This is a genomic window from Paenibacillus sp. FSL L8-0663 (assembly GCF_038008125.1).
GTDB lineage: Bacteria > Bacillota > Bacilli > Paenibacillales > Paenibacillaceae > Paenibacillus > Paenibacillus polymyxa_D.
The window spans coordinates 4417273-4433671 of sequence record NZ_JBBOYM010000001.1 but is presented as its reverse complement, the minus strand read 5'-3'; the positions used below and the strand labels follow the sequence as shown (position 1 = coordinate 4433671).

18 protein-coding genes are annotated in these 16399 nt (G+C 47.8%); 13 read left to right on the top strand and 5 right to left on the bottom strand.

What is annotated here, in order from left to right; translation table 11 throughout:
• Positions 1-65 precede the first annotated feature (65 nt).
• Positions 66-263: a YvrJ family protein gene (locus MKY75_RS19510; protein ID WP_230585117.1), complete on the bottom strand. Its 198-nt coding sequence runs from the start codon at positions 261-263 to the stop codon at positions 66-68.
• A gap of 192 nt (positions 264-455) precedes the next feature.
• On the opposite strand from MKY75_RS19510, the gene MKY75_RS19505 reads away from it, so the two are divergent.
• Genes MKY75_RS19505 through MKY75_RS19495 form a run of 3 tightly spaced genes read left to right on the top strand, consistent with a single transcriptional unit; the run spans position 456 to position 1711 of the window.
• A complete protein-coding gene (locus tag MKY75_RS19505) occupies positions 456-812 on the top strand; it encodes a hypothetical protein (protein ID WP_029518319.1) in 357 nt (118 codons plus the stop codon).
• The gene (locus MKY75_RS25630) at positions 755-997 is read left to right on the top strand and encodes a helix-turn-helix domain-containing protein (RefSeq protein ID WP_080658658.1); all 243 of its coding nucleotides are present in this window, start codon (positions 755-757) and stop codon (positions 995-997) included. Before MKY75_RS19505 ends, MKY75_RS25630 begins: the two co-directional genes overlap by 58 nt.
• 54 nt (positions 998-1051) lie before the next feature.
• Positions 1052-1711, top strand: a complete 660-nt coding sequence (locus MKY75_RS19495) for a hypothetical protein (protein WP_340886280.1) — start codon at positions 1052-1054, stop codon at positions 1709-1711.
• 73 nt (positions 1712-1784) lie between these two features.
• Here MKY75_RS19495 and MKY75_RS19490 read toward each other — a convergent pair whose 3' ends face one another.
• Positions 1785-3362, bottom strand: a complete 1578-nt coding sequence (locus tag MKY75_RS19490) for an esterase/lipase family protein (RefSeq protein WP_340886278.1) — start codon at positions 3360-3362, stop codon at positions 1785-1787.
• A gap of 195 nt (positions 3363-3557) precedes the next feature.
• Between MKY75_RS19490 and MKY75_RS19485 the strand changes: the two genes are divergently transcribed.
• Positions 3558-4523 carry a YhcN/YlaJ family sporulation lipoprotein gene (locus MKY75_RS19485; protein WP_340886275.1) on the top strand — a complete coding sequence of 322 codons (966 nt, stop codon included), beginning with the start codon at positions 3558-3560 and terminating at the stop codon, positions 4521-4523.
• Positions 4524-4626: 103 nt separating this feature from the next.
• Here the strand turns inward: MKY75_RS19485 and nagA are convergent, their stop codons facing one another.
• The 3 genes from nagA to MKY75_RS19470 are packed head-to-tail and all read right to left on the bottom strand — an operon-like array spanning position 4627 to position 7440.
• Positions 4627-5847: an N-acetylglucosamine-6-phosphate deacetylase gene (nagA, locus tag MKY75_RS19480; RefSeq protein ID WP_340887103.1), complete on the bottom strand. Its 1221-nt coding sequence runs from the start codon at positions 5845-5847 to the stop codon at positions 4627-4629.
• Positions 5844-6572: a glucosamine-6-phosphate deaminase gene (nagB, locus tag MKY75_RS19475; RefSeq protein WP_340886272.1), complete on the bottom strand. Its 729-nt coding sequence runs from the start codon at positions 6570-6572 to the stop codon at positions 5844-5846. Before nagB ends, nagA begins: the two co-directional genes overlap by 4 nt.
• Before the next feature lies 1 nt (position 6573).
• On the bottom strand, positions 6574-7440 hold the full coding sequence (locus MKY75_RS19470) for a MurR/RpiR family transcriptional regulator (protein ID WP_340886271.1): 867 nt from the start codon (positions 7438-7440) through the stop codon (positions 6574-6576).
• 357 nt (positions 7441-7797) lie between these two features.
• Between MKY75_RS19470 and MKY75_RS19465 the strand changes: the two genes are divergently transcribed.
• The 9 genes from MKY75_RS19465 (at position 7798) to MKY75_RS19425 (ending at position 16391) form a co-directional block, all read left to right on the top strand.
• Positions 7798-8076 (top strand): acyl carrier protein, encoded by a 279-nt coding sequence (locus tag MKY75_RS19465; RefSeq protein WP_013311713.1) that lies wholly within the window; start codon positions 7798-7800, stop codon positions 8074-8076.
• Positions 8077-8125: 49 nt separating this feature from the next.
• Positions 8126-9319: a radical SAM/SPASM domain-containing protein gene (locus MKY75_RS19460; RefSeq protein WP_069011016.1), complete on the top strand. Its 1194-nt coding sequence runs from the start codon at positions 8126-8128 to the stop codon at positions 9317-9319.
• Positions 9320-9374: 55 nt separating this feature from the next.
• Positions 9375-10751 (top strand): peptide ligase PGM1-related protein, encoded by a 1377-nt coding sequence (locus MKY75_RS19455; protein WP_029518327.1) that lies wholly within the window; start codon positions 9375-9377, stop codon positions 10749-10751.
• Positions 10752-10768: 17 nt separating this feature from the next.
• The gene (locus tag MKY75_RS19450; protein ID WP_029518328.1) at positions 10769-11014 is read left to right on the top strand and encodes an acyl carrier protein; all 246 of its coding nucleotides are present in this window, start codon (positions 10769-10771) and stop codon (positions 11012-11014) included.
• Positions 11007-12137 carry a hypothetical protein gene (locus MKY75_RS19445; protein WP_165148682.1) on the top strand — a complete coding sequence of 377 codons (1131 nt, stop codon included), beginning with the start codon at positions 11007-11009 and terminating at the stop codon, positions 12135-12137. The genes MKY75_RS19450 and MKY75_RS19445 overlap by 8 nt, the downstream gene beginning before the upstream one ends.
• Before the next feature lie 69 nt (positions 12138-12206).
• Entirely contained in the window at positions 12207-13199 is a 993-nt protein-coding gene (locus MKY75_RS19440) for an ABC transporter ATP-binding protein (protein WP_165148685.1), read from the top strand.
• Positions 13189-13995: an ABC transporter permease gene (locus MKY75_RS19435; RefSeq protein WP_029518331.1), complete on the top strand. Its 807-nt coding sequence runs from the start codon at positions 13189-13191 to the stop codon at positions 13993-13995. Before MKY75_RS19440 ends, MKY75_RS19435 begins: the two co-directional genes overlap by 11 nt.
• A 1-nt stretch (position 13996) precedes the next feature.
• Positions 13997-14809: an ABC transporter permease gene (locus MKY75_RS19430; protein ID WP_029518332.1), complete on the top strand. Its 813-nt coding sequence runs from the start codon at positions 13997-13999 to the stop codon at positions 14807-14809.
• A 49-nt stretch (positions 14810-14858) separates the two neighbouring features.
• Positions 14859-16391, top strand: a complete 1533-nt coding sequence (locus tag MKY75_RS19425) for a hypothetical protein (RefSeq protein ID WP_029518333.1) — start codon at positions 14859-14861, stop codon at positions 16389-16391.
• Positions 16392-16399 lie beyond the last annotated feature (8 nt).

Below are 16399 nucleotides of genomic sequence, written 5' to 3'. Positions count from 1 at the left end.
TTAAATTAGCTGCACAAAGAGGCTCCAACGGCGGATGATCGTCGTCTGGAGCTTCTTTGTGTTTGTTATTCGTCAGGTTTGCTGCTTTTGGAAGAAGAGTTGTTAGTGTCGTTTAAATCTTGGATTACTTGAATCAGCTCATGAAGTGAGACGTCCAGCTTATCCAGCTTTTCCTCCATCGTGTGCAGGATGTGCCGCAACAAAATAAAACAAAGTCCAGCCGGAAAGCCTACGTTGGTAACCAGAGAAAGAGCATCATCCATTTGCAATGTATTCCCTCCTTTTTAGCCATATATAAAGGAAGGTAAATTAAACGAACCATATACAACCGATTGTAAAAATAGTATAATAAATAAGAACAAATGTTCTGTTTTTGGTTGTAAAATAGGTTTGGAAATTACCCTATAGTATGAGGATTAGAAAAAGTCAAATCCAAAGAGAAAGGGTGATTTACAATGGATCAGTCTCAGCTAACATTGGTAGAACAATATCGAAAGAAGCTGTACCGCATTGCCTGGAGAATCCAGTATCGTGCTCGGGTACAAACCAATCATGAATTTGTAATGGAAAAGAACGAATCCGTCAGCGCCCCATCTTTTACAGAATCTTCAAACTCTCATATGTACACATTACAGCTTATCAACTCTCTATCTTCTGAGATCGGAAAAATGATCATCTTTGACCTTTACATACTAGATAAAACCGAAGCACAGATTGCAAAAGAGTTAAAGCTATCCCAACAGGCGGTGAATAAATGGAAAAAGAAAATGCTGAAAGAGTTATTTCGGATGCTGAGTTCGTCCAATTGCTAAAATTAGTACAAAGTGGAGATCAGGAGGCCATGTATAGGATACTTCAATTGTTCGAGGAAGACATTCAAAAGACCAGTCGATATATTCGTATGTCCCGTGAAGATGCTGTCCAAAGCATTGTGACTGATTTTATAGAAGAACTGCGACAAGAGTTAAAGACAGTGAAAAGTGGACAATGGATATAGCCTTGGCTATCCTTATCCGTAGGTTTACTTATTTAACGGAGGGCTTATAAGTTTATGATTGATAACAGGGCTTCTTTTGAGAAAAGTATGAAGATGTACCCAGTCAACAGTATTCGTTCCAATGTCATCATTCTTGTTTTATTACTGTTAGATCTGTTTCTGGTTATCCCCTTAGTGGGAAATCCATACATTGCAGTTTACGTGTATGTACTGTTGCCACCGATTGTTTTGATAAACATTTGGGCTCTAGTACTGGTCATCATGCCACGCAAATTGCAGTTGAATTACATTTTATTCCGTGGTGTATTTGGTTTGATTTGTTCTATGGGCTTCATGATCATGACACAAAAGTTTGCTTATGGCATGTTGGGTCTGGATACTTCATGGTATTTTATAGGTTCTTTTGCCCTTTATGGAGTCGCTTTGTATTACTTTATAAAATATAATTTGGGGAAATTCAAAGATCCTTCAAAACATAAGAAGAAACCAAAAGTTAAGAAAAAAAACAAGAGAGCGCCTGTAGTGACGATCACCACATTTACTGGGGCTGGTTATCTGATAGCGAATGTTTCCCTCGGATTTTCTACACAACAATTAGTTGCCACAGTATTGATCAGTGTATACTCCATGCTGGCATTTGTTCTTTTTCATTTTATTATGGATTTACACCGCTACTATTGGCTTCATAAGCTGAGGAATCAGACAACAGATTGAACACAATGAAAAAAAAGCCTGCAAATGCCCCATATATATAGGGGTTCGCAGGCTTTTTAGGCTGTAGATTTATTTAGTCGACATACTTGTTGCCGTCTGCATCAATATAAATGGATTGAACAGCTGTACGGCGGTACGGATAACCTGCCTCTGTGGTGCCGCTAATTTCATAGGTTACAGAATAGATGCCGGGCTTGTCCGCTTTGGATAGCTCAATTTGCCCGTTAGGTTTAACCGTTTTTTGCTGTGCCGTCAAACCTTTAGGTGCAGAAGTGACTCCTTGCTGCGGATCACCATAATATTGAACTTGGTAGGTGACTTGTGTCACGCTGTCCGGGGAATCCTGTGTTTTCAGGTTTAGCTTCGGACCCACTGCATTCAGATTGTATTTCAGTTCAGGAACTTGAACAGCCTGGTAACGTGCAATCAGGAGATACGCTCCTTGATCAGGAACTGTGACGTTCAGTTTATAGGTGCCCGGTTTTGGATTTTGAATGACGGCGTTATGATGCCAGGCACCAGCAAAAATATCGTCATCATAGCCTGCTTTCAGATTAATAATTTCACTAGTACCGTCAGGCTTGGTTAGTTCCAGCTGACTCACACGTTTATCGCTGATCCAGTCCAGATCAATGGATTTGACACCATTTTCAACAGTGAGGGTTTCTGAGGCTTGTCCATTATAATCGCCGCCTCGAATAAAGTATGAATTGTCGATCTCGCTATAGGTGGCTTGTACAGCAGAAGCAGTCAGTGAAGATGCTGAAAGTGCTTCAGTTTCCTGATTCAATGCTGGAGTGTTTGCTTGGAGGTAGGGTTGGATCAGGGAGAAAACGTAGGAGCCAGTACGAACCTTGGCATGATCCCAAGATCCGACTTTAACTACACGTCCGCCGGGAAGCTTAGCGTTGTCGACTGTGACCACTCCATCATTCTTACCAAAGGATGAGAGGTAAAGTCCGCCCATTATGTAGGAAGCAGTGCCGCCAGACCAGTTATCACCAGCAAACGTGAAGAATGGAATTGTAGTCGCATTACTGAGTGCATCGGTCTTGGATCGGAAATACTTCATATAAGATGTTTGTAAAGTGGAGGTACCGGGATTTTGTGAGCCGACGATATCTGCCAGCCATCCGGCCCAGCTACTGTAGGCGAGATCTGCAAGTTGTGAGCCATGATGAGGACTGCTGAGGGTGATGACACGTTGTACATAGGGAGCGGCTCCGTTATATACGAGAGCGGTTTGAGTATCCACTCCACCTTTGCTGTGGGCGATAACGATAAGTTTTTTTCCAAAGTGATTACTGATGACCTTAATTTTGTCGGCCAGAAGCTTACCATTGTCCCACATATCTTGGGAGGTGCCATTTGTATCGTACAGATTAATGGTGGCTGTCTGGTATCCGGCGTCACGTGCACGCTGAAGCATATCGTTATTATTCTTGGTCCAGACTTCAGCACTACTGTTCAAACCATGTACGAACAAAAGTGCTGGCTTGGTAGGATCAACGCGATTAGGTGGTGGGCCTTCTACCCAGCTTCCAGCGGGATCTTTCGGGGGTTGGGGGGTAGTGGAACCTGCAAAAGCGCCGACGGGGACAAGAGTTATTGATAACAAAAAAATGAGCATTAAAACAGTGATCTTTTTCAAACTGAAAATCCTCCTTTGTAAAATAAAGTATTTTTCAAGCTTATTATACATGCCATCTTGTGGTAAATCATCAATTGTATTTCATATTTACATTAAAATTTTATTTTTTTAGTCATTTTTTAGTCAGGATATCCCTATGATTCATAGCGCATGATAATCTCGTCACACATTTTATAATGTATGGAGGATGAGTTCATGCCAGGAACTAAGAAGGTCATCAGTTTTACGATTTCTGCTGCTTTACTCGCCAGTATGGCTGCTTTGACCGGGTGCGGAAATGCCGATCATAACGTTCGTACGAACAGTACACGCTATAACGCGCAAAGCACACATCATATGGATGGTGTGAACCGTAATGGTATGGATGGTGTGAATCGTTATGGGGTTAAATCGAATGGTATGGACGGGATGTCATTGAATGAAAATGGCAACCGAACCGGACATCCAGTCCGTAATCTGCAAGTCGATCGCAATTTGTCCAAACGTATATCCGAGATGCCGGATGTAAAGTCTGCGACAGTGCTGGTCGGTGAACGACATGCCTATGTAGCCGTTTCCTTGAAAGACCAAGCCAACGGAACAGGTGTCGGTGCTCCAAGTATTGACGGTACTCCAAGTGCTAACAGTACTGGACGTAACGGGAATGTACCGAGTGTGAATGGCGTTAATGGCACTAGAGGAAACCGTACTACGGATACTACAACGCCTGGAATGACAGACAATGGAGTTACCGGGAATGGAACACCTGCGCGTCGTGATGACGGTTTATTTGGTACGATGGGTACAGGATCGTACGGTATGTTGCGTGGCTTGACGGACAACAACAATCGCACAGATAACGGAAACACCACAATCGAGGGAGCAAGAACTGCATATGAACCAAGTGATGCAGTCAAGAGCCGTATCGCGAATAAAGTTAAGCAATTTGCACCTTCGATTGAACAGGTACATGTATCCGCTAACCCGGACTTTGTCAAACAAGCCACTGACTTTACACACAGTGTGCAAAATGGTCATCCGATTAGAGGCTTGAGCAATGGTATGGTGGATGTAATTGAACGTGTATTCCCGACCTCGGCGGCTGATACAAACCGTCCAATGGATAATACAACACCGACACGTCCACAAAATCATACCCCTGCCCCGATGAATCATCGCTAATTCAAACCCTATAAGTGTGCAATGCCAAAGAAAGAGCTATCCATCTCAGCGAATACGCTGGTGGATAGCTCTTTAGTTTTGGGGAATGATAACTATAACTGAATTATTTGCGCAATCCTTTAATCCATACGCCTTGCAGCTTTAAGTCTCCATCCAGTAACAGGATATCTGCTTGTTTACCTGCTTCAAGCGAACCTGTACGATCAGCAATGTGCAAGGATCGAGCCGGATTCAGGCTGGCCATTTGTGATGCTGCGGGAATACTCACACCCACATGTTGAACCAAGTAGCGGAAGCCTTCAATCATCGTTAGTGTGCTTCCAGCCAATGTGACGCCATCCTCCAGTCGTGCTACACCGCCCTGCACAATCACTGGCAAATCGCCGAGTGTATATTTCCCGTCTTCGAGACCAGTAGCAGACATGGCATCGGTGATGAGAATGAGATTATGATCCTGCTTTAACCTAGCGAGCAGGGAAATGGCGGCGGGATGCACATGAATGCCGTCCGCGATGATTTCTGCTTCAATGCGCGGATCAGCGAGTACGGCTCCGGCGGCTCCCGGCTTGCGATGATGCAACGGAGTCATAGCATTAAACGCATGCACCGCATGGTTCAGCCCTGCCGTCGCTGCCTGTTCAACCTCTTCATACGTAGCATCCGTATGACCGAGAGCTGCGGTAATGCCATGGCTGCGCAGCCATGCAATCAGTTCCAGCGCTCCTTCCCGTTCGGGCGCAAGCGTGAGCTGGCGAACAAGGCCCGGGTAGCGCTGCTCCCATTCTGCTACCCATGAGAGATTCGGTGGCACGATATGTTCCGGGTTTTGCGCTCCCGGCCACTTCGGACTGATGAACGGTCCTTCCAAATGTACGCCCTCCAACTGAGCATAGGGCATAGGTAGTGCCATGTATGCGTGAACTTCACTCAATACCCGATCAATCTGTTCCTTGGGCGCGGTCATCGTGGTAGCCAGCATAGCTGTCGTACCTTGTGAACCGTGAAAGGAGGTGATCGTATCCAGCACCCTCGGATCGGAGTCCATAAAGTCCTCACCGTCCCCGCCGTGAATATGAATATCAATAAAGCCTGGCAGCAGATAGCCTCCTTCCAAACGCACAATTTTGGCGGTTTTCGCTGCGCTTTCTTCCTGATTTGCGAAGACTAACGCTGTCCAATCGGCGGGCAAATTCGCTTCTGAACCAGCGTATACAATGGATTGCCCCTCAATGACGACAACCCCTTTTTCAATGATGTCATTCCCAACGACAACTTGCCCATACAGTAGCTGGGGTACGGTACCACTCATTTCATCTGACTTCAATTGAACCATTCTCCTGCCTCCTGATCTAATAAAATAAGTACGTTGGGATGGCATTGCAGCAGGGAAGCCGGACACGCTGTCGTGACGGGTCCAGTTAAAGCCTGCTTTATAATGTCAGCCTTATCCGCACCAAAAGCCACCAGTATAATTTGCTTCGCCTTAAGAATCGTGCCTACTCCCATCGTAACTGCTTGCCTGGGTACAGCATCTATATCGCCAAAAAATCGAGCATTCGCCGAACGCGTACTTTCTTTTAAATCTACAACATGTGTAGCTCCAGCCAAGCTGTGACCAGGTTCGTTAAAGCCGATATGTCCATTATGACCAATGCCAAGCAATTGCAGATCCACGGGGCCATGATCCAGAATAGCCTGCTCGTGCGCTGCACATTCTGCTGCCAGATCCAGTGCATTCCCGTCAGGGACACGTGTGTGGGGTATCGGAATATCGATATGTTGGAACAAGTGCTCATTCATAAAGCTTCGATAGCTCTGCGGATGTTCTGGGGGAAGACCAACATACTCATCAAGATTCACGGAATAGGCGCGTGCAAAACTGACCTGTCCCTTGCGGTACATATCTGCAAGATGTCGGTAAATGCCAATCGGCGTACTACCGGTGGCCAGGCCAAGCATGGCCTGTGGTTTGGATTGCAGCAAGCTAGCGATCACAGCGGCGGCAGTAGCGTTCAGGTCTTCACGGCTGTTCAAAATGCGTATGTTCATCTTAGTGACCTCCCGGTTGTTTTTTGAGCTTGCTCACTTGTTGATATGAACCTTCCAATCTCGGAATATATTTGTCAAAATCCGCGCTCACCATACCTGTAAACAGAATATCTATGATATGAAGCTGGGCGATGCGGGAGGCCATATCCCCACGTCGCATTCCTTCCTCCAATGAGGAGGAAAATAGCGCAATATCCGAAAGGCCTGCCAGCGTGTTGTTTCCGAAGGAGGTCAGGGATAGTGTCTTGGCCCCTTGTTCCTTGGCGCAGCGTAGAGCCGCAATGGTCTCCTGGGTTTCTCCTGAATAAGAGACGGCAAAGGCGACATCTCCCACTCCGAGCGAGGAGGCAGAGGTAATCTGCATATGGGAATCTGCAAAGGCAGTGCTGTTCTTGCCAATACGGATGAGCTTCTGGTAAAAATCCTGTGCCACAATCGACGATGTCGCCATCCCATAGAGATCAATGCGGCTCGTGGCTGACAGCCATGCAATAGCCTGCTCCAGCTTGTCGTAATCCAGCAGTCGGGTCGTGTCCGCAATGGATGCGGTGTGGTTCGCCTGAATAGCTTGCACGATTCGGGAAAGTGAATTTCCGGCGACAATATCCTGATAGGATTCTTCACCATTACGGTTGGAATGGGACAACTCGGTGGCCAGCTTCATTTTGAAATCGGGATAGCCTTTAAAATGTAGTGATTTGCAAAACCGCGTAACGGTCGCCGCACTTACACCACAACGCTCTGACAGCTCCCGAATACCCAGATGTAACACATCTTCCGGGGATTGCAGGATGGATTCCGCCAGCTTGCGCTCCTGTACGGGAAGCAGCTCCAGTCTTTGGGATAATGTATGAAGAATGGGGGACATGAGCTGTGCTCCTTTGGCTGTAGAGTATTTGCGTGAAAATAAATATCGTTTATAAGAATAATATTAAGAAAAACATTTTCACGTGTATTGTAAAATAATTCTGTCGCTCATGCAAGAGATGTGAGAAGAATTTTTATTAAATTTTGCGAAAAAATAGCCAGCGAAAATTGTAGAAGTTATCATACATTAATTTACATATTGCGAGTTTTACTTACAAAACAACCTATTGACTTGTCTCTTCATTGGAGGAGTATAATTGAATAAAGTTCCAGTGAAGGAATTTTTCTAGGAGCTTTCTTTGCAGAGGGCATCGTTGGGTGGAACGAACAGAATCTCATTCACAAGGAGGAGTTTGCTATGCAAAGCCAAGTGATTGAAATGATCAGCGCAGTCAAGGAAGATCCTGAACTGGTCGCAAAGCTGGATGGACATTCAGACATTATTCATGATGCGGGACTGGATTCGTTGCAGTTGGTTCATTTCATGCTGCAAGTGGAGGATGCATTTGATGTGGAGATTGATTTTGATTCCTTTGAACTGGAGCATTTGAGCTCGGTAGATGCGTTTTGCAGCTACATTCAGGGGATCAGCGATGCGGAACAAGCGCCGCATCTGGAGGGAATGGAGACGGTCTGACGTACAGCTAGGTACATGTGCCTGAAAATCCATTAAACGAGGTGTTAGCATGCAGCCCAAAAGCAATGTGCTGATTGATGAGAAAGCGTTCAAGCTCATCAAGCGTAACCTGAAAAACGCTTCTGTATCTTACCGTAACGCCACACAGGACCCTGCTTTCAAAACGGACATGCCCCAGACGATCGGCATTAAGCTGACTAACCGCTGCAACCTGAGATGTACGCACTGCTTTGAATGGAACGAGGAAGGCTACCATCACCAAATGGATAAAGAAGAACAAAACATGGATCTTGCTCCAGACATGCTCCGGCAAATTTTGAGCGAAACCAAGGAAGCCAAGTCCAGACTGTACATGTGGGGCGGCGAACCAATGTTTCATCGGCGTTTTGATGAAATTTTGGACGTGCTGGCGGAAGATCGGCGCGAAATGACCTTTTGTACAAATGGATTACTTATTGATAAATATTTGGACCGGATTTTGGATTTGTCCGAAAATCTGGAGTTATTAATAGCGATTGAAGGTTTTGAAAGAGAACACGATCTAATTCGCGGTAAAGGCACCTTTCAAAAAACAATGCGGCAGATGGATAAGCTGATTGAACTGCGCGACCAGGGATTGTACAAGGGACGGGTAACTGTCCATGCGGTCATTAACGATAACATGATCGGACGGATGTACGAATTTCTGCAAATGCTGGAGGACAAAAGGCTGGATCTGGTGCTGCTGACGTTCCCCTGGTACATTTCCAAAGAGACCTCCCTCAAAATGGATGAATATTTTACACGTAATTTTTCTTGGCTCCGACAACTCGAAGAAAAAAATATTAGTAGCTGGCATGCTTTCAAATATAAAATCAACCCGGATAACATCGATCCTCTGATGCAGGAACTACAGCGGATCAATGAGCGAGTATGGAACATTCGCGTGCGCTATCAGCCCGGTTTGGATTATGAGGAAATTGATAAATTTATACATGGTGAGGAAATGGTCAGCCGTTGTTCCAATCATTGTTTGGCGCTCACCTCCAGAACAGATATTTTACCAGACGGGAAGGTCATGCCTTGCAAATTTTTCAGTGAGTTCACGATTGGAAGCATGCGTGAGCACAGTCTGAAGGAGATATGGAACTCGGAAGCGTATGAGAAAACCCGTCAAAAGATTAATCATGAAGGATTGACTCCGGTGTGCTCCAAATGCAGCGTATTGTATCTGCACGGGGCAGGCTCTCTGAAATACATTTAGCTTTCTATGAATGTTGTTTGTTACTGGATGGAAGAGAGAGGGATGATGATAAGTCGTGACGACTAAAACAATTAACCTTGTGGAAGCGCTTGCGCATGAACGGGACCATGGAGTCCTGATTTGGCTGTTTAATATCGGTGCAGAGCAAGTATGGCATCCATCCCCCCGCAAGGGGGGCATGGTAGACCGGGATGAACAGCAGGTCGTAAATCGGATGGAGGAAATGAACCTTCTGCTATGTCGAAGTCAGGATGTCATTGTACTTCGGGAATATCCGGATGAGGCGTTTCTGGACATGCTTCAACGGTTGGGCTTTAGCCTGCCGCGTATTGAGGTGCCAGAGCCTTCTGATCCGCTAACGCCGATTTCAGAGCTGGTGCTGGCGGATGAGGCGCTTTTGGCACGACTGCGTACGGTTGCAGATGCAGGCCACAGCAGCAGTGGAGCCAAAGCGTGGCTCGTCCCCTATGCGGTCACACCGCAGGAGGAAGCGATTGCGGAGCTTTGCGGGCTGGAGTTGATCGGCGCTCCATCCGCGGTCAGTGCTCAGGTGAATGATAAAATATTCAGCCGCCTGACCGCGCAAAAGCTTGGTTTTGCTGTCAGCGAAGGCGCTGTATGTACAGACGAATCGGCGATCCGCAGGGAGTGTGCCAGACTGGCTGACTTATCGGATGGACCTGTGAAGCTGATTATCAAGCAGCCGCACGGTGCCTCGGGACAAGGCATGTATATGCTGGACGAGCTGTCCAAGCTGGACACGCTGCTGAGTGTGATGAGGCGCTTTGGCGGCTCGTCGCCATCATCCGGCGGCTGGCTGGTGGAGCGCTGGCACAATAAGCAGATGGATCTGAACTACCAGCTCTGTATTGACGAGGGCGGTGGTGTGACGATGTTTTCGCTAAAAAGGCAAAATGTGGATGGCACCGTGTATATCGGATCTCAAGTGCCGGCTGAGATTGGCGATGCGCTGGAGGAAGAAGTGAGACGCTGCGCCTATCAGCTGGGTACGTATCTCTATTCCATTGGGTATACGGGAATGGCCTCTATTGACGGTTTTGTTGACGAAGAAGGTTTGCTGGTTCCAGTCATTGAGATTAACGGTAGGTTTACGTTGTCTACCTATATTTCGTTCCTGTCATCTGTCTTGGGAGAGCAGCACAAAACATTATCCCGTTATTATCGCAACGTTACCGCCACACCTCTCACCTACAGCCGCTTGTGCGGGCTGCTCGCTGAGGAGGGCTTGCTCTATACGCCCGAACGTCCAGAAGGGGTGTTTGTGTATACGGCGGGTACATTGTCTGGTATCCCTGTGAAGCGGGGCTATGTGAACCGGATTTTCACACTTATTTTGGCAGACAGCTGGCAGGAAGCTGATGCGTATGCGCACAAATTGGAAGGTATCATTGCTGGATTAGGATGCTCATAAATGGGAGGGAATCAAAAATGAAAACAGATGTATACCATGTAGTACCCTTGCTGGAAAAGATTTTGAAGCTGGCTCCGGGCGAGCTGGAACAGTTGACTCCGGATCAGGATTTGCGAACCTTGGGGCTGAATTCCTTATCCGCTGTGGAATTAATTGTAGAGTTGGAAAATGAGCTTGATATTACGATGGAGGACGACGATCTAGTGCTGGAGCATCTATCTACACTGCAAGGCATTGAGCGTCTGCTGAGCAAATATGCATAAGGGCGCCGAAAAGACAAGGTTGATGCAGGGATCCGATATGGAGACTCGTCAAAATTCCGTTGTGGACTATGGTACAGAAGAAGTGGCAAACGCTCTTCCAGGGAAGCATTGTGTATATTCTTCCCTGCGTACCTCATTGCGGAGGTACGGGGTGACCATGGCCGAATCCGAGCTATTCATGCTGTGTGGGAGTATGTGCGCAGAGTATGGTGGAGATTTGAAGCGCTTCGGGCCTGAGAAATATCCGGAGCAGCTTCAAGAAATGGCAGCCAGTGGTGGACCTGTTATTCGGGTGGAACCGTGGGTCGCTGGTGTCAGTGATGAAACCGACTTGTTGCGGGTACTTACATCGGGCTACGGTACCATGCTGCATACGTCAAGCACCGCTTTAACCTATCACGATGTATATGTGAAAAATTACCCAAGGGGCCACGTGATTGAGTTGTGCGGGTTGGACTTGCAAGAACGGACAGCACAGGTGAATGATAGCTTCCTGCTCGATTCCTCGGGACATGCCATGACTTATGTGGGCTCAGCCCGGCTCGACGATCTGATGCAGGGCATTATTGAGTATGCATGGCTGGTGGAGCAGCCTGCCCCGCTTTCGCCAAGTGAGATGCATGCTGCGTGTGCTCACCATATACGACAGTATTTGACTGGACACGAAGCCATCTGGAGAGGCGTACCTACGTCTAATGAGTCGGTCAGTCAAACGGGGAAAGCTGTAACAGGCAAGCAGGTCAAGCGGGGAGATGAGGGGTACCGGGCATTTGTTGATGACTTCCGTCTGTTGGCAGACATGGAGGATCAGGATTTTCGGACGTACTGTCATGAAATCTATTACAATCTGCGATTGGGCAGTGCTCTTCATTTGACGGATTATACAGCTGATTATTGCCTGCTGCACCAAGCCACGCTGGGGCCACAAACACAGCATGTAATTGAATTGGCACAGGAGCTGTACGCGGATTGGCACAAGCTTAATCTGCATATTTACAAAACAGGGCTTCAACTGCGCAAGCATCGGATGCCTGAGATTACGGAACGAGCTTTGCATTTAATTGAAAGACAGCGGCATATGCTGGAGGAACTGATGATTTTAGCAGAGCAAGCAGCCGAGTAGTCCAAGCATTCGGTCGTATCAGACCGTTCATCCAGGTGTCCTGCACAGAGGAAAGAGGAGGGGAAATAATTGCCGTCCATTACATTAAACCAATTGTCGAAAACATTTACGTACTACAAAAAGGAGCCGGGCGTGCGCAAATCGTTGCAAAACTTGTTCAGGCGTGAGCAGCTGACCAAAGAGGCTGTGCAAAATGTCAGCTTTAGCATTGAGGAAGGGGAAATTGTCGGATTTCTCGGTCCAAACGGGGCAGGCAAAACAACGACGCTCAAAATGCTGTCTGGCATTCTCCATCCCACGGACGGGGAGGCATCGGTACTCGGCTTTACCCCGTGGAAACGACAAAAAGAGTTTAAACGTCAATTTTCCATTGTAATGGGACAGAAAAACCAGCTCTGGTGGGATTTGCCTGCAAGCGAGTCATTCGAGCTGAACAAGCTTATCTATGAAATCGATGAAAACCGTTATAAAGAGGCACTGGATGAACTGGTCACTTTGCTTGGGGTGGAGGAGCAGCTTCATGTGCAGGTTCGGCGGCTGTCTCTCGGTGAGCGTATGAAAATGGAACTGATCGCTGCGCTGCTGCATCGTCCACGGGTCATTTTGCTGGATGAGCCGACCATCGGACTGGACCTTGTTTCTCAGCGGCGGATTCGAGAGTTTTTCAAAGCCTATAACCGCACGCACCGGACGACCATCCTGCTGACAAGCCACTATATGAAGGATATTGAGGATTTGTGCAGTAGATCCATCATTATCAGCGGGGGCAGATTGGTCTATGACGGAGACTTACACAAGGTGAACGAGGTCATCGGTGCCCGTAAATTGCTCAAGGTTCGACTGGAGACCCTTGTATCCAACCTAACGTTGGCGAGCCTCGGCAAACTTCGCTCCAACTCGGAGCTGGAGGCGGTATTCGAGCTGGATGCAGAAGATACCTTGGCTTGGTCCAAAAAGATTTTGGACGCACTGCCTGTCGTTGATTTTACGATTGAGGACGTCCCGCTGGAAGAGGGGATAGCCAATTTGTACGATGGGGGCAGGCTGGCCGATGCGAAATAACAAATATGTGAAGGTACTCCAGCTCGGCATGCAAAACGAAATGGAGTATCGGGCTAATTATTGGCTCCAAATGGCGGGATTTATGCTGCCCATCATGACGCAAATTTTTCTCTGGCTAGCTGTATTTGGTTCTTCGGGACAAGCAAGAGTGCTGGGTTATTCTCTGCCAGAAATGCTAGTGTATGTGGTCATGGCGGGAGTCACTGGAAAACTGATTGCTACGGGCTTTGAATACGAAATTGCTACAGATATCAAGGAAGGTGGACTGGCAAAATTCATGGTACAGCCTGTGCATTATTTCGCTTACCGTTTTTGCCGGTTTATCGGAGGCAAAGTCATACAGTCCGCGGTCGTGCTGCTGGCGGCTGCTATTTTGCTGTTATGTCTTAGCCTGGAAGGACAAATCAGCTTCGGGCTATCGTACATCTTGCTTTACATATTGGCGTTGCCGGGAGCGCTTGTGCTTAATTTTGTGGTCTATTATGCGTTGAGCGGCATAGCCTTTTGGGTGACGGAATCGGCGGGACTATTTTATACGCTGTCGCTTGTCATTTACGTAGCTAGCGGTACCGTGTTTCCGCTGACGATTTTTGGAGATGTTTTGGCCCGTCTGTTCAGTCTGCTACCGTTCAGCTACACCGTATTTTTTCCGGTGAATGCGTTGACGGGCAAGCTGACTGTACTGGAAGCCGCTAAAGGCATTGGCGTACAATGGCTCTGGATTGTAGCGCTGGCGGCCCTATCACGCTGGGTGTGGCAAGCCGGGGTCAAACGCTTTGTCTCGGTGGGGGGGTAACATGAAAAATGTTTTCCGAAACGTTAGGCGCTACATCAGACTGTACTGGAAGTTTGTCCAGTTTTCCGTCATGTCGCAGATGGAATACCGCATTAATTTTATAACTGCATTTCTGGTTGAAACGGCTTATTTACTCATCAAGCTGCTGTACGCATCGGTACCATACCGCGCCGGGACGGACATTAACGGCTGGTCTCCTGACGCCATATTGTTATATATCGGCGTGTTTACGATGATGAGCGGATTTTATAGTGGATTGTTCTACAGTAATTTTACAAGCCTGCCTGACAAAATTCGTACCGGCTCACTGGATGTGCTCATGACCAAACCCGTATCGCTGCAATTTATGGTGACACTGCGTCAATTTGAACTGGGCTATACCGTGCCAAATGTAATTGGCGGCGGAATTATGACGGGGATCGGCTGGTATCGACTCGGATTGCCGTTTAATTTTGAAACCGCAGGAGGGTTCTCTGTGCTGCTCGGATGCGGAGTGCTTACGGCATACTCCGTATTTTTGCTCCCCCAACTGCTGGCCTTCTGGATTATCCGCACGAACGGCGTTACGGAGCTGTCCAACAGCATTTTCGAGACAAACTATGTGCCGATGGCCGTGTACAGTAATCTGATTCAGCGTATCGGTTTGTTCGTGCTTCCGGTGTTTGTCATTTGTAATTTTCCGCCCATGTTCATTCTCGGCAAAATGGAACCCGGGTTGGTGGTATGGGCATTTCTCGCACCTCTCTGGCTGCTGGCGATCATCCGCCTGATATGGCAGTTTGCTCTACGTGATTATACGAGCGCGAGCCAGTAGCGCTACCGTGTAGTGGGCCAATAATGAAGCAGGAAAGGAAGCGAATCATATGAATGCGATACCGAATCAGCGTCATTTGTATATGGGAACATTCGAAGCGGAGGCTTACTGGCGGGATGCCCAGTTAGCTTCCCTGCCAGCCCTGCCTGACCGGGCTTCTTCAGCGATTGTAGCAGCCATGGATGAACTGCTGTTCAGCTTTTGCCAGCCGGGAGATGCGTTATTGACCCGTTATGCCATTTCGCCCGTACATCGTCAGTATATCGCGCAGTTGGGCTTTCATCCGGCTGTCAACGAACGGGATTTGACCGATGGCATGGAGCGTGCAGGCAATGTATCGACCGCTTCCGTATTTGAACTGCTGGGTAGTCGCAAGGCCGATGCCGGAGAGGGATTTCCTCAACTGGAAGGCTGTGTGCTTAGCCCGTTTGCGGGTTTACCGCATGTGGAGGAGGCTGCACGTGCTTGGGGAATAACACTACATCAGCCACCGCTGGAAACGATTCGCAAGGTAAATGCCAAAACGTATTCCTCTGATCTGAAACGCAGCCTTGGTCTGCGCAACCCGGGTTATATTGTGACTTCGTTTGCAGATGTCGCTGAGGCGGGGCGTAAGCTGCTGCGGGATGGAAGCTTTTTAATCAAGGATGATTTTGGCGTATCGGGCAAAGGAAACCTGCACATTACCTCGACACAAATGCTGGACCGGATCGTGTCGTATTTACGTGGACAGGAGCGCAAAGGCAAACAGGTGCTTTTCCTTTTGGAGCCTTTCCAGGAGAAAGAGCAGGATTTTTCATGCCAATTTACGATTGGTGATAATGGAAGTGTCGATATCATATCTGTACAATGGCTGGCTAACACACAATTCTCCTATCGGGAATCCTTGTCGCCGGACGGGGCTTTTTTGGAGCGGCTGGAGCGCGAGGGCTATTTTAGCTTAATGCAGGACGTGGGGCGGCAATTGTATCAGGATGGTTATTACGGCGATGTTTGCATTGATTCCATGACACTTCGTGGTGGGAAGCTGGAGCCTATTATCGAAATTAATGCCAGAAAGTCGATGAGCTTGATCAAGCATCAGCTTGATACTTTTCTGGCCGGAAAAAATATGCGTGGCACGCTGACGAATTATTCACTGTCCCATGATGGCAGTCTATCCTATGAAGAACTGCTGGAGGGGCTGAAAGGTGAAGGATTGCTGTTCACAGGTGAACGTGAAGAAGGTGTCATGCCTCTGGGTGCCAATACGTTATATGTGAACACAGGTGGACGAGATGGCGAGAACAAGATTGTGGGCCATACAAGCACGCCAAGCAGAAATGCAACCGGGCGCGGAGGCAGATCGCCTGCCAAGCAGGTTCGTGTGAGCGGAATTGGGGCCAGCGGTGGCGGATCGGAAGGGAATGGCACGGCTAAGCCGGACTTGAATGGTGAAAAAGAAACCGCTGGAAGCGAACGGGCACGAGGCAAGGGGCGCCTTTATTTGGAACTGGTTGCCGCGAGCGATGAGGAAAAAATGCGATTGACTACAAAGCTGGAGCGTTTTTTGGCAGAGCATCATTTTACAGTGCTGAATTAAACGGGAGG

What these genes read in the sequence shown, in the direction of transcription:
- MKY75_RS19505 (WP_029518319.1), top strand. Translation starts at nt 456, where the DNA reads ATGGATCAGTCTCAGCTAACATTGGTAGAACAATATCGAAAGAAGCTG.
- MKY75_RS19435 (WP_029518331.1), top strand. Translation starts at nt 13,189, where the DNA reads ATGCGAAATAACAAATATGTGAAGGTACTCCAGCTCGGCATGCAAAAC.
- MKY75_RS19470 (WP_340886271.1), bottom strand. Translation starts at nt 7,440, where the DNA reads ATGTCCCCCATTCTTCATACATTATCCCAAAGACTGGAGCTGCTTCCC.
- MKY75_RS19510 (WP_230585117.1), bottom strand. Translation starts at nt 263, where the DNA reads ATGGATGATGCTCTTTCTCTGGTTACCAACGTAGGCTTTCCGGCTGGA.
- MKY75_RS19465 (WP_013311713.1), top strand. Translation starts at nt 7,798, where the DNA reads ATGCAAAGCCAAGTGATTGAAATGATCAGCGCAGTCAAGGAAGATCCT.
- MKY75_RS19450 (WP_029518328.1), top strand. Translation starts at nt 10,769, where the DNA reads ATGAAAACAGATGTATACCATGTAGTACCCTTGCTGGAAAAGATTTTG.
- MKY75_RS25630 (WP_080658658.1), top strand. Translation starts at nt 755, where the DNA reads ATGGAAAAAGAAAATGCTGAAAGAGTTATTTCGGATGCTGAGTTCGTC.
- MKY75_RS19445 (WP_165148682.1), top strand. Translation starts at nt 11,007, where the DNA reads ATGCATAAGGGCGCCGAAAAGACAAGGTTGATGCAGGGATCCGATATG.
- nagB (WP_340886272.1), bottom strand. Translation starts at nt 6,572, where the DNA reads ATGAACATACGCATTTTGAACAGCCGTGAAGACCTGAACGCTACTGCC.
- MKY75_RS19425 (WP_029518333.1), top strand. Translation starts at nt 14,859, where the DNA reads ATGAATGCGATACCGAATCAGCGTCATTTGTATATGGGAACATTCGAA.
- MKY75_RS19430 (WP_029518332.1), top strand. Translation starts at nt 13,997, where the DNA reads ATGAAAAATGTTTTCCGAAACGTTAGGCGCTACATCAGACTGTACTGG.
- MKY75_RS19495 (WP_340886280.1), top strand. Translation starts at nt 1,052, where the DNA reads ATGATTGATAACAGGGCTTCTTTTGAGAAAAGTATGAAGATGTACCCA.
- MKY75_RS19460 (WP_069011016.1), top strand. Translation starts at nt 8,126, where the DNA reads ATGCAGCCCAAAAGCAATGTGCTGATTGATGAGAAAGCGTTCAAGCTC.
- MKY75_RS19485 (WP_340886275.1), top strand. Translation starts at nt 3,558, where the DNA reads ATGCCAGGAACTAAGAAGGTCATCAGTTTTACGATTTCTGCTGCTTTA.